Annotated in this window: 12 protein-coding genes; 7 read left to right on the top strand and 5 right to left on the bottom strand. The window is 65.7% G+C overall.

What is annotated here, in order from left to right:
- The first annotated feature begins 150 nt into the window (after nt 1–150).
- From C8J46_RS07870 to C8J46_RS07860, 3 genes are all read left to right on the top strand, one after another.
- Nucleotides 151–840 carry an EI24 domain-containing protein gene (locus C8J46_RS07870; protein ID WP_132737242.1) on the top strand — a complete coding sequence of 230 codons (690 nt, stop codon included), beginning with the start codon at nt 151–153 and terminating at the stop codon, nt 838–840.
- Nucleotides 837–1,208, top strand: coding sequence for a hypothetical protein (locus tag C8J46_RS07865; protein WP_121884181.1), 372 nt, complete (start codon nt 837–839; stop codon nt 1,206–1,208). Before C8J46_RS07870 ends, C8J46_RS07865 begins: the two co-directional genes overlap by 4 nt.
- Before the next feature lie 65 nt (nt 1,209–1,273).
- Entirely contained in the window at nt 1,274–1,723 is a 450-nt protein-coding gene (locus C8J46_RS07860; RefSeq protein WP_132737240.1) for a hypothetical protein, read from the top strand.
- A gap of 78 nt (nt 1,724–1,801) precedes the next feature.
- Here C8J46_RS07860 and queG read toward each other — a convergent pair whose 3' ends face one another.
- Nucleotides 1,802–2,956 (bottom strand): tRNA epoxyqueuosine(34) reductase QueG, encoded by a 1,155-nt coding sequence (queG, locus tag C8J46_RS07855; RefSeq protein WP_132737237.1) that lies wholly within the window; start codon nt 2,954–2,956, stop codon nt 1,802–1,804.
- A 44-nt stretch (nt 2,957–3,000) separates the two neighbouring features.
- Between queG and C8J46_RS07850 the strand changes: the two genes are divergently transcribed.
- From C8J46_RS07850 to msrB, 4 genes are all read left to right on the top strand, one after another.
- Nucleotides 3,001–3,927 (top strand): ATP-binding cassette domain-containing protein, encoded by a 927-nt coding sequence (locus tag C8J46_RS07850; protein ID WP_132737235.1) that lies wholly within the window; start codon nt 3,001–3,003, stop codon nt 3,925–3,927.
- Nucleotides 3,924–5,159 carry an ABC transporter permease gene (locus tag C8J46_RS07845; RefSeq protein ID WP_132737232.1) on the top strand — a complete coding sequence of 412 codons (1,236 nt, stop codon included), beginning with the start codon at nt 3,924–3,926 and terminating at the stop codon, nt 5,157–5,159. Before C8J46_RS07850 ends, C8J46_RS07845 begins: the two co-directional genes overlap by 4 nt.
- Nucleotides 5,160–5,370: 211 nt before the next feature.
- A complete protein-coding gene (locus C8J46_RS07840; RefSeq protein WP_132737230.1) occupies nt 5,371–6,609 on the top strand; it encodes a cytochrome P450 in 1,239 nt (412 codons plus the stop codon).
- Nucleotides 6,610–6,670: 61 nt separating this feature from the next.
- Complete coding sequence (msrB, locus tag C8J46_RS07835) at nt 6,671–7,159, top strand: peptide-methionine (R)-S-oxide reductase MsrB (RefSeq protein ID WP_132737227.1); 489 nt, start codon at nt 6,671–6,673, stop codon at nt 7,157–7,159.
- A 344-nt stretch (nt 7,160–7,503) separates the two neighbouring features.
- Here msrB and C8J46_RS07830 read toward each other — a convergent pair whose 3' ends face one another.
- The 4 genes from C8J46_RS07830 to C8J46_RS07815 form a co-directional block, all read right to left on the bottom strand.
- Nucleotides 7,504–8,121 (bottom strand): CHAP domain-containing protein, encoded by a 618-nt coding sequence (locus C8J46_RS07830; RefSeq protein WP_132737225.1) that lies wholly within the window; start codon nt 8,119–8,121, stop codon nt 7,504–7,506.
- A 137-nt stretch (nt 8,122–8,258) separates the two neighbouring features.
- Nucleotides 8,259–10,139, bottom strand: a complete 1,881-nt coding sequence (locus C8J46_RS07825; RefSeq protein ID WP_132737222.1) for a M1 family metallopeptidase — start codon at nt 10,137–10,139, stop codon at nt 8,259–8,261.
- Between the two features lie 203 nt (nt 10,140–10,342).
- On the bottom strand, nt 10,343–11,791 hold the full coding sequence (locus C8J46_RS07820; RefSeq protein ID WP_347812375.1) for an MFS transporter: 1,449 nt from the start codon (nt 11,789–11,791) through the stop codon (nt 10,343–10,345).
- A complete protein-coding gene (locus tag C8J46_RS07815) occupies nt 11,788–12,615 on the bottom strand; it encodes an SDR family NAD(P)-dependent oxidoreductase (RefSeq protein ID WP_132737219.1) in 828 nt (275 codons plus the stop codon). The genes C8J46_RS07820 and C8J46_RS07815 overlap by 4 nt, the downstream gene beginning before the upstream one ends.
- Nucleotides 12,616–12,628 lie beyond the last annotated feature (13 nt).

Genomic DNA, 12,628 nt, shown 5'->3' with positions numbered 1-12,628 from the left:
AACGCGGGGGTCCAGAGTCTCGGGCGGTGTGCGTGGTTGAGCTGGCCCCCGCGTCCGCGGGGGAACGTAATGCTTCAGGGGGAACGTCGTAGCCACCATTAGCGTCAAAGCTTCGTTGACCTCGCCACCACCGCGCGTCATCCCGAACCGATGCTCCGCGCCCTCCTCCTCTCGCTCGGCCAACTCACCGATCCGCCGGTCCTCCGCGTGTTCGTGAAGTCGATGCTCGTCACGCTGCTCGTCTTCGCACTGCTCGGCGTTGGGACGTGGTGGGGCACGCAGGCCGCACTGGCCGCGTGGCTCGGCTGGCATGCCGACGGGCTCGCCGCGGCGTTCGCGCTGTTCGTCACGATCCTCGCATTATGGCTGTTGTTCCGCGCCGTCGCGATCGCGGTCGTCGGGATCTTTGCGGACGAGGTCGTCGAAGCCGTCGAAGCGCGGCATTATCCCGAGGCGCTGAAAACCGCCTGCCCCGTGCCCCTCGCCCGCAGCCTCGCGATGGGCCTCCGCTCCGCCGCCCGCGTCGTGCTCGTCAACCTGCTGATGCTGCCGGTCTATATCGCGCTGCTCGTTACCGGTGTCGGCACCGCGGCCGCGTTCTTCGTCGTCAATGGCTGGCTGCTCGGGCGCGATCTCGGCGACATGGTGGCAGCGCGACATATGGACGCAGCGGCGATGCGGGGCTGGCGTGCGACGACCAAGAGCGGGCGGTTCGTGCTGGGGCTTGCGAACACCGGGCTGTTCGTGGTTCCGATCGTCAACATCGCTGCGCCGGTTCTGGGTGCCGCGATGGCGACGCATTACTTCCACACCCAGTATTACCGTAAGGCCCGATCATGACGCGATTGACGACGATAGGGATCGCGCTGGCGCTCGGCGGCGGGCTCGCGGGTTGCGCCGCACCGGTGGCCAAGCCCGCGGTCGGGCGTCCGGCCATCCCCTATACGAGCGTCGGGCTCGAACGCGTCCTCGGCCAGGATGCCGCCGGCCTGACCAAGCTGTTTGGCCAGCCCGACGCCGACGTCCGCGAAGGCAGCGCGCGAAAGCTCCAGTTCCAGAGCGGCATCTGCGTGCTCGACGCGTATCTCTACCCCAAGGGATCCGACGCCCCCCGCGTCACCTATCTCGACGCGCGCGAACCCGACGGCAGCACGATCGACCGCGCCAGCTGCGTCGCCGCGCTTACCCGGCGCGAGGGGGGCAAGTAACGGGCGAGATCGCCTATTTTCCGACAATCACTCTGCACAGTAGCATCTCCAAAAGGAGACGTTCGTTGCCCGCAACCGCTCGCCCCTTATGGATTTTGACAGCATTTCTACTTGCTGTATTTCCGATTCTGAATTTTGTGTACTGGCCTCAGGTATTGGGCTCGGGCCAGTTGCAGCCGGACGGCGATAATATTGGCATACCGATGTATGGCAGCGTTCTGATCGCGATTATCGCGTTACCGTTCGCAATTGGTATCGCCGGTCTTTGCCTACGAAGATACAATCAGCCAGTTCGCCTGACCGCCTATAGGCGCGACCGACCTTTCCGGAGTGCTCTTACGACGATCTTTTTGGGTGGTGCGGGGTTCGTCCTGATGCTCGGTTCGATCGCCCAGCTTGTACACCCGCTCCCATGGTACGAATATCTATGGCCAGCGTACACGGCGCTTTGGGTCCCATGGATGTTCGGCTTGCGTGCCGCCTTCATTGAGCAAGACACCGTTGTTATCGGTTAGGCGGCTGGGCTCAACCACGTTTTTTCTCTGTCTAAAGCGGCCAATTCGCTCTCCTCCTCAAACCGGACGTGTCGAAAACTAGGCTTGATAGTCGGCGGCGAAGCTGGCGGCCCATTCCGCGGTGACGCCCGGGTCGTGCTCCGAGGTCGAGAACCAGTTGCGTTCGCTGTGATAGCGCACGGCATCCAGCCGCCGGAGTGCCCAGATTGCGGCACCGCGCACCACCGGGGCTTCGTCGGCCAGCAGCTTTACGACAGGCTCGACCAGCTCCAGATCACCGCTATTGCCCGCTGCGATCAGCGCGTTGCGGACCATCCGGTCGCGGCCGATGCGTTTGATCGGGGAGCCAGCGAAGACCTGGCGGAAGCTCGCGTCGTCCAGCGCGAGGATGTCCCCCAGTTCCGGCGCGACCAGTTCCGCGCGGGGGTGAAACGCGAGGTTCGCGTTGGCCGAGGCGGCGAATTTGTTCCAGGGGCACACCGCCAAGCAATCGTCGCAGCCATAGATGCGGTTCCCGATTGCGGCGCGGAACTCGTGCGGGATCGGGCCGGCATGCTCGATCGTCAAATAGGAGATGCAGCGGCGGGCATCGAGCTGGAACGGCTTCGGGAAGGCGGCTGTCGGACAGGCGGTCTGGCACGCGTCGCAACTGCCGCAGGTGTCGACGCCGCCCTTGTCCGGTTCCAGATCGAGCGTCGTATAGATCGCGCCGAGGAACAGCCAGCTGCCATGCTCGCGACTGACGAGGTTGGTGTGCTTGCCCTGCCAGCCCAGCCCGGCGGCTTCGGCAAGCGGCTTCTCCATGACCGGCGCAGTGTCGACGAACACCTTCAGGTCGAACGGCGGCAAGTCCCGCCCCGCCTCCGCCGCCAGCCACCGTCCGAGCGCCTTCAACTGCCGCTTCACGACGTCGTGATAATCCGGCCCCTGCGCATAGACCGAGATGCGCCCTACCCCGCCCTCGTCCGCGAGCCGCAACGGATCGTCCTTCGGCGCATAGCTCATGCCGAGCGCGATCACGCTGCGGACTTCGGGCCAGAGGCCGGCGGGGCTCTCGCGGTGGTGCTTGCGCTCCTCCATCCAGATCATGTCGCCGTGGCGGCCGTCGGCGAGCCATTGGTGGAGGCGTTCGCCTGCGCGCGGCGCGGCGTCGGCGTGCGCGATTCCCCAGGCGGCAAAACCCAATTCGGCCGCTTTGGCCTTAAGTCGGTGTTCCAGCTTGTCTTGCGCCACGTACGCCCGCTACCACGACGTCACCCTCGGGAGGAAGATTGCGCGTGAACGATGAATGGGCGGTCACCGCGAGCGGGATCGTGAAGCGGTTCGGCGATCGGCGCGTGGTCGACGGGGTGGATATCATGGTGCCGCGCGGCTCGGTGTACGGCGTGCTCGGGCCCAACGGCGCGGGCAAGACGACGACGCTGCGGATGCTGCTCGGGATCATCGAACCCGACGAGGGATCGCGCACGCTGCTCGGCTACGACAATCCGCGCGATGCTAGCGATCAGGTCGGCTATCTCCCCGAGGAGCGCGGGCTGTATCCGGCGATGAAAGCGCGCGAGGCGATCGCGTTCCTGGGGGCATTGCGCGGGCTCGACTGGAAAACCGGGCGCGAGCGTGCGGTGGTGCTGATGGAGGCCGCCGGACTCGGACATGCGGTCGACGAGAAGATCCGGAAACTGTCGAAGGGTATGGCGCAATTGGTGCAGTTGCTCGGGTCGGTAGTGCACCAGCCCGATCTGCTCGTGCTCGACGAGCCGTTTTCAGGGCTCGATCCGGTCAACCAGGAGCGGCTCGAGAAGCTGATCCTCGCCGAACGCGACCGCGGCGCGACGATCCTGTTCTCGACGCATATCATGAGCCATGCCGAGCGACTGTGCGATCGGCTGGCGATCATCGCCGGCGGCAAGCGGCGGTTCGAAGGCACGGTGGCCGACGCCCGTGGGATATTGCCGCAGCGGGTGCATTACACACCGCATCGGCCTGATCCTGCGATCCGCGGCGTGCTGCCGATGGACGCAGTGCAGGACAAGGATAGCTGGCGGTTCGAATTGCCGAATGAAGGGATCGAAAGCTTGCTGGTGAGGCTGATCGACGCGGGATATGGGATTTCGGGATTGTCGATCGAGCGCCCCGGTTTGCACGAAGCGTTCGTCCGGATCGTCGGCCAGCATGGCGACGTCGCGCAGGAGCAGGCGGCATGAGCCGGTTCCGCCGCACCCTTCGCCAGACCTTCACGATCGCGCGCCGCGACTTCATCGCCACGGTGTTCACGCCGATCTTCCTGCTGTTCCTGTTCGCGCCCGTCATCATGGGATCGTTCGGCGCGATCGGCGGGATGGGCGCGGCGAGCGTCAGCGGCGGCGCGCAGGACAAGACACGGATCATCGCGATCGTCCCTGCCACCGTCACACGCCCGATCGCCGAGGCCGATACGCGGCTGCGCGGCATGTTCCGCGACGACGAGGCGCCCCCAGGGCTGACCACCGTCGCGCCCTCGGCGGACCCGGCGGCACAGGCACGGGCTGCGTTCGAGACGAAGGATATCGACGCGTCCGCAGTTCTCTACGGCCCGCTCAATGCGCCACAGATCCTGTACGGGCCGCGCGGCGCGAGGTCGGCGGACTATCTGGGGATGCTCGCACAGGCGACTCTGGCGGCGCAGAAGCTCGGCGGCACGCTGCCGACGATCGCCGCGACTAAGACGCAGATCACGCGCTCGACCACGTCGGTCGGCGGCCAGCACCAATCCGCCTTCTTCGCAGTGTTCGGGATCTTCTTCCTGACGCTGTTCCTCTCAGGGCAGGTCGTCGGGACGATGGCCGAGGAACGCAACAACAAGGTAATCGAGGTGCTCGCCGCCGCGGTGCCGCTCGAATCGGTATTCTTCGGCAAGCTGATCGGGATGTTCGGCGTGGCGGTGCTGTTCGTCGCATTCTGGGGCACCGTCGTCACGCAGATCACATCGCTGATGCCCGCCGCCGCCGCGGTCGCGCTGGGCGACCTGACGCCCGCGGTCGGCGCACCGATGTTCGCGCTGCTGTTCGCCGCGTATTTCAGTATGGCGTATCTGCTGCTGGGCTCGGTGTTCCTCGGCGTCGGTGCGCAGGCGTCGACGATGCGAGAAATACAAATGCTGTCGCTGCCGATCACGATCCTGCAGGTCGCGATGTTCGGACTGTCCTCGGCGGCGGTCTCGCACCCCGGCAGCTGGATCGCCACCGCCGCCGAGCTGTTCCCGTTGTCGTCGCCATTCGCGATGGCGGGGCGCGCGGCGAACTCGCCCGAACTGTGGCCGCACGTAGCGGCGCTCGCGTGGCAGGCCTTGTGGGTGACGATCTTCATCACGGTCGGGGCGCGGCTGTTCCGAAGGGGCGTGCTGCAATCGGGCAGCGCGCGGCCGTTCTGGCGGCGGAAGGCCAAGGCGACAGCGTAGGGCCTTACAAACTCCCCCGCCCCCGCCCCCTCTCCCGTTCGTGCTGAGCGAAGTCGAAGGGTACGCCCCGCGCGCAGGTGCTTCGACTTCAGCGCGATGCGCTGAAGTTTATCCTGAGCTTGTCGAAGGGCTCAGCGCGAACCGACGTTGGGACACTATTGACATAAGTGTCAGCAAAGTCTCTCCTGTGGCAAAATATGGGAGAGAGACGATGGCGACTCTGGTAAGAGACGTGGCGCAACAGACAGTCGATCCGCTCGACGTGAGCCGCGCCGAACTCTACCGCGACGATCTCTGGCAGGCGCCGTTCGCGCAGCTCCGCGCCGAGTCCCCGGTCCATTATGTGGAGCATTCCGACTACGGCCCTTACTGGTCCGTCTCGACCTACAAGGGCATCGTCGAGGTCGAGTCGCTCCCCGATGTCTATTCTTCCGAAGCCGGCGGGATCACGATCGCCGATTTCGTCGCCGAGCGCGATGTCCGCATGCCGATGTTCATCGCGCGCGACCGCCCCGTGCACACCGGTCAGCGCCGCACCGTCGCGCCCGCCTTTACGCCTAGCGAGATGACGCGGATGTCGAGCGATATCCGCAGGCGTACTGCCGCGATGCTCGACAGCCTGCCGTGGAACACGCCGTTCGATTGGGTCGACACCGTCGCGATCGAGCTGACCACGCAGATGCTCGCGATCCTATTCGACTTCCCCTGGGCCGACCGGCGGAAACTGACCCTGTGGTCGGATTGGGCGGGCGATATCGAGATCGTGAAGAACGAGGAGCTGCGCGGTCAGCGGCTCGCGCACATGTTCGAATGCGGCTCGTATTTCAAAAATCTGTGGGACGCGAAGATCGATAAGGATCCGACGCCCGACCTGATCTCGATGATGATCCACTCGGACGCGATGAGCCACATGGATCATAACGAGTTCATCGGGAACCTCATCCTGCTGATCGTCGGCGGCAACGACACGACACGCAATTCGATGTCCGCGCTCGCCTACGGCCTCGACAAGTTTCCGGAGTCGCGGGCGAAACTCGAGGCCGACCCCTCATTAATTCCCAATGCGGTGAGCGAGATCCTCCGCTGGCAGACCCCGCTCGCGCACATGCGCCGGACCGCAACGGCGGATGCGGAGTTGATGGGGCAGCAGATCAAGGCGGGCGACAAGCTGGCGCTCTGGTACATCTCGGCCAATCGCGACGAAAGCGTGTTCGGCAACGATGCGGACTCGATCGTGGTCGACCGCCCGAACGCGCGGCGACACCTGGCGTTAGGGCACGGCATCCATCGCTGCGTCGGCGCGCGGCTGGCCGAAATGCAGATCGCGATCCTGCTGGAGGAGATGGCCGCCCGCCGCATGCGGATCAACGTCCTGGCCGAGCCGACGCGGGTCGCTGCGTGCTTCGTCCACGGCTATCGCACGCTGCCGGTGGAAATCAGTAAATACTGAGGCTTGGCGTAACCTTATCGGGTGGTTCGGTCGTACCTATATCTGAACCATGGAGACCGATATGACCCAGGACCGTCGCGCTTTTCTCACGCTGGCCGGAACAGGCGTGGCCGGCTTCGCGCTATGGGGGTGCACGTCGCAGCCCGCGCAGGCGGCCGAGCGGTTCGAGGTGACGCTGACCGATGCGCAGTGGCGCAAGAAGCTGTCGCCGGATGCGTATAATACGCTGCGGAAGGAGGGGACCGAGCGGCCCTATTCGAGCCCGCTTAACGGCGAGCATCGCGCGGGGATCTTTTCGTGCGGCGGGTGTGCGTTGCCGAACTTCTCATCGAAGACCAAGTTCGAGAGCGGGACGGGCTGGCCGAGCTTCTGGCAGCCCTTGCCGAACGCGGTGCGGACGCGAGTGGATTCGACGATGGGAATGGCGCGGACCGAAGTCCATTGCCGGCGGTGTGGCGGGCATTTGGGGCATGTGTTCGACGATGGGCCGAAGCCTACGGGGAAGCGGTATTGCATGAATGGCGATGCGCTGACGTTTAAGGCTGCTTGAGGGCGCTTATCTGTTTGGCGGCCACCGCGGATAGCTGCTGGAAAGCGTAAAAGATTGTTTCCCCGCGAAGGCGGGGATCCAGACTGGGCTCCCGCCTTCGCGGGAGAACCGGAAGCTAGCAGAGCGGTGCTCGGCCTTATTGCACCTCCCCGGCGAAGGCCGGGGTCCAGTTGGGGGACGTCGCTAATGGAGGTGGCGGTCTGTTACCGCGACCTTTCCAACTGGGCCCCGGCCTTCGCCGGGGTGGTCGCCTAACGGGACGGCCGGGTAGCTATCAGTAGCGAAACTTTGGATGTAGCGCGTAAACGGTCGCGCACGTCAGGCATCACGCGGAAGTAAGAACCTCAGTTCGCCTCGTTCACCAGCGTAAAGATCCCACGCGGATCGGTCGGGCCGTGCTGGATCGTCGCGAGCTGCGCGGCGTTGGCGCGCTGCGTTGCGGTGATGGTGTGGGTGGCACTGGCCATCTGGTACGAAGGCTGCGCGTCGAGCGTGTCGCCAGCAGGCGCATGGCCCGAGTAGATGAAGCCCTTGGTCGGGTAGGCCGAGGTCCCGAGGTCACCCTGCGGGCCATACCACACCTTCACCATGCTCCAGTCACCGGCAGCCGAAACGTCGACCGCGCGAACGTTGGTCTCGATTGCGCCGGGGCGCGACCAGTTGGCATGCGTAAGGAGGACTTCGCGATCGCTGACGACCTTCGAGACCATCGCGACATGGCCGACGCGCATGCGGGAAGTGGGCGAGAAGGCGAGGACCGAACCGGCCTTGGGAGTGTGGCCGCGCTCGTAGCGACCCTCGGCCTGGCCCCACCAGGTGTTGGCGTTGCCGCGGATTTCGATGCCCGAAACCGAGCGAGCGAACGTCACGCACTGCCAGAACTGAGCCGCAGCAGGGGTGGCCGTCATCAGGCCGCACGATACCACCAGCGCAAAACGCGCTGCTAACGCCTTGAAATTCATCGAGACCCCCCGGCCAAAACCCGTTTGTCGCATTCTGGCTACGGGAGGTTCGATTTAATTGGAACCCGTGCGGGAACCATATCCGACGAAGCGTGTTACCGCGCCGACCAACGCCCCGAATGGGCGCTCAGGGCGGCTCAGTTCATGAGTTTCCAACCGGTTATGCGGTCCACGGTGACCTGCGTGACCGCATGATAGCCCGACCGCGCCTTGCCGTAGATCTCCATCGCCAGCTTGTGGCCCCAGTCGCCCGAGTCCATCATCTGCTGGAACAGCGGCGCAACGAATTTCCGCCGACCCTGCGAAGTCAGGAACTGCTCGGCCGAGGCGTCGGCGGCCGCATAGTGATTGGCGAGCGCGAGTTGCAGCCACGCGAAGCGGATCTCGGCGTTGCCCGTCGTGTTCCAACCGAACGCGGTATCGAGCGTCTTTAACCGCTCGGTCGGGAGTTTCCGCGGAAGCTGCGTGATGAAGCGCGTGATCTCCTGCGTCGTTGCCTTGCCCGGAACGGCGGACACCGTACCGCCTGCTGCGTATGCCTTGGCCGCAGCATCGACCGCGGGGAACGCAGCCGACGTGACATGGACTGCGTTCGCCGGGATACCGGGTTGGTAGACCCAGGTGTCGACGCCGATCGTCTTCGCCTCGGCGGGGGTCAGCAGCTTCGACTTGAGGTCGGTCAGGAAGCCCGCGCTGGTCTGCGGCTGAAAGGCGTGGCGGTCGAAATAGCTGCGGAGATACGCGTCCCAGCGCGCGCGTCCGACCTGCTTCTCGATCGTGCGGAGGAAGGCCGCGCCCTTGTCGTAGGCGATTTGCGTCATGCCGTCGTCGGGATCGCGCGCGGCGTCGAGATCGAGGTGGAGCTGCGTGTCCTTCGCGGCGGGGCCACCGGCCTCCTTCACCGCCTGCTCCATGTCGGTCCAGGCGAGGTCGGCCTCCATGTCGGCGCGGCGCTTGCCGTAGAGCGCTTCCATGATCCGGTTCTCGAAATAGCTGGTAAAGCCTTCGTTGAGCCAGAAATCGTCCCACGTCGCGTTCGTCACGAGGTTGCCCGACCAGCTGTGCGCGAGTTCGTGCGCGATTAGCGAGACGAGGCTGCGGTCGCCGGCGATCGCGGTCGGCGTGGCGAAGGTGAGCGTCGGGTTCTCCATGCCGCCGAACGGGAACGACGGCGGCAGGACCAGCACGTCGTAGCGGCCCCAGCGATACGGGCCGTACAGCCCCTCGGCGGCGGCGACGAACTTCTCGAGCTCGCCGAACTCGTACGCGGCCTTAGGGAGGGTCGCGGGCTCGGCCCAGATGCCGGTGCGCGGGCCGGTCGACTTGAACGCGATGTCGCCGACCGCGAGTGCGATGAGGTAGGGCGCGACGGGCTTGTCCATCTTGTACTGGAACGTGCAGCGATCGGCAGCGCAGGTCGGCTTGCCGGTCGCGAGCCCGCTCATCACCGCAGTGAGTTGCTTGGGGACGGCGATCTTGGCCTCCCAGGTCTGGCGGATGCCGGGGGAGTCCTGCGTCGGAATCCAGCTGCGATTGAGGATCGCCTCGCCTTGGCTGAACAGGAATGGTTGCGTCTTGCCCGCGGTCTGCGCGGGGGTGAGCCATTGCAGCGCCTTGGCGTCGGGGGACGAGGCGTAGGCGATGCGGATTTTCTTCGCGCCGTTGAGCGTGACGGTGAGTGGCGCGCCGTGGATCTTGTCGACCGCGCCGACCGAGTAGGGGAGCGGCTTGCCGTTGGCGTCGGTGATGTTGACGATCTTCAGCCCGTTGTCGTCGAGCACGACCTGATTCGCGCCCGGCTTTGCGAGAATGTCGAGCGTCGCAATCCCGCGGATGACGTGCGTGTCGAAGTCGGCGGCGAGATCGAGCGCGACGTGCGTCACGCGCGCCTCGGCGGGGCGGGCATAGCTGTGCGGGTCGTGCGCATCCGGCGTAGTGAGGATCGGTGCGATCGTCTGTGCGACGGCGGGGGATGCGAGGACGAGACCGAGGGCGGTGGCTAGAGCGGGAATGCGCATGGGAACTCCGATGTCGCCGTTCCAAGGGGGAAGGCCAGGCGTCGGTCCTACCGTGCCGCCCCGCTCGCTGGAAGGGTGGCTGTCACCGTCCTGCCCCCCTCCCTGGAAGGGAGGGGTTGGGGGTGGGTCGGCCTGTTGGCCGACGGAGCGATCGACAAGCAGCCGACCGACCCCGGCCCCTCCCTTCCAGGGAGGGGGGAAGATTAGGATTCGCGTGGGGCTGCGTCGACGATGGGCGCTCCGGCCAGTCTCGCTAGTCGGGCCTCGTGCTTGCGCCGGCCGAAGGGGAAGCGGGAGAAGAAGAACGCCGAGACGCACGCCAGCACGATATAAAGGCCGGCGTAGATCAACGTCAGCCGGTCGATCGTCTCCACCGGCACCGTCCCCGGCATAGCCTTGGCCGGGAACCCCGCCACCGCGAGGATCATGCCGGCGAAGAATATCCCGATCCCGCTCGTGCATTTCTGAACGAAGAACGAGCCCGCGAAGAACACGCCTTCCGACCTTCGCCCCGTCTTCGCCTCCGAATCCTCGACCACGTCCGCCATCATCGACGCGCCGAGAATGAACCCGGTGACGTTCGATGCGGTGCCAAGGATGAAGAAGCCGAACAGCATCGGCAGCAGCGAGGACTCGCCAACCTCCGGAAACACGCCGAGCATCCGCAGCCAGTACGGCGAGGTATTGAGCGCCGCACCCAGCAGCACCGCGCCCATCGCCGCCTTGGGCTTGCTCCCCGTCTTGCCGAGCCGGGGCGCGGCGATGAACGCGAGGAACACGCCCGAGAACAGCGCGATCGTCAGGTAGACGAACACCGGCCCCTTGAAGCCCCACACATAGGTGTGGAGGTAGTTCGACATGGCATAGCTAATGCCCTGGATCGTGTACGCGCAGACGCCCGCCGCCATCAGGATCGCGAAAGCACGGTTCTTCACGGTCTGGCGGAGTTCTGCGACGGACTCGCGGAGAGTCTGCTTGGCGATCGGCGGGTTGGGAAGATGCTTGATCTCGTGATGCGTGCCGAGCGCGGAAACGAGGATCGCGACGCCGATGAAGACCGCGCCCGCCAATGCGAAGCCGCCATAGCCGGCGCGGTTGAGCAGGCCGTTCGGGAACGCCGCGGTCGGCGCGAGGAAATACTGGTACGCCGACAACAGCATCAGGAGCCCGCCGACCCAGCCGAACAGATAGCGATACGCCATGATCCGCGTGCGCTCGTCATACCCCGAGGTGAGCTCGGGCGTCAGTGCGACCGAAGGGACCTCGTAGCAACTCACCGCGCTGCGCACGATCACCGCCATGACGAACAGCCAGACGAGCGTTTGCGGCTCCGACATCACCGAGGGCGGGTTCCACAGCAGCAGCCAGCCAATCATGATCGGCAGCGCAGACGCATACATCCAAGGATGCCGCCTGCCCCATTTCGTCCGCGTGCGATCGGAGAAGAAACCGACCGCGGGATCGACGAACGCATCGATCAGCAGCGCCATCATGATGACGAGCCCGACGGTGGCGGACGGGAGTCCGACGACCTGGTTGTAGAACAGCAGCAGGAACGTACCGAACCCGGCGTCCTTCACCCCGTACGCGACCGCGCCGAAGCCGTAGCTCGCCATCGTTCCGGTCGAGAGGCGGCGGGCGGGTGCCGTCACTTCAATTTGTCGAGCAGGGCGAACAGCGACGGTTGCGCCGGGTCCCAGCTCGGCCGCGTGCCGATCGTCATGCCGCCGTCCACGAGGATGTGCGTGCCGGTGATGAAGCTTGCGTCGTCGCTGGCGAGGAACGCGACCGCGGCGGCGATATCCTCGCTGGTGCCGGGGCGGCGGATCGGTTGTGCGTCGGCGGCGATATGCGCGATCATGGCGTCGGCCTGCGACGTCTTGGCGGCGTCGAGTTCGAGCGTACGCGTGAAAATGTTGGTGACGATGAAGCCGGGGACGACGGCGTTCACGCGGATCCTGTGCTGCGCGAGATCGGCGGCGGCCTGTTTGGTGAGGTGGAGCACGCCGGCCTTGGCGGTGGAATAGGCGGTCGGTGCGTAGCCGGTACCGAGCGCGGACACGGACGAGGTGTTGACGATCGCGCCGCCGCCGCGCTTCGCCATCAGGGGGGCTGCGTAACGGATGCCGAGCGCGACCGAGCGGAGGAGGAGCGCCTGGGTGCGGTCCCAGTCCTCCGGGGAGATCTCGCCGATCGGGTCGCGCGAACCGCCGGCGCCTGCATTGTTGAACAGGATGTCGAGCCCGCCCGCATCGTCGGCGGTCTGCATCAGCGCCTCGATATCGCCGGCCTGGAGCACGTCGGTGCGCTGGAATAGGATGCGGCCGCCGGATTCGTCGGCTAGCGCGTGGCCACCGGTCTCGTCGATGTCGCCGATCAGGACGGTGGCGCCTTCGTCGGCGAGTCGAAGTGCGGTCGCCCGGCCGATGCCGGACGCACCGCCGGTCACGACGGCACGCTTGCCTGAAAACCTCACACGCTCTCTCCTA

Source organism: Sphingomonas sp. PP-F2F-A104-K0414 (assembly GCF_004340945.1).
GTDB lineage: Bacteria > Pseudomonadota > Alphaproteobacteria > Sphingomonadales > Sphingomonadaceae > Sphingomonas.
This window is presented reverse-complemented; position numbering and strand designations above follow the sequence as displayed.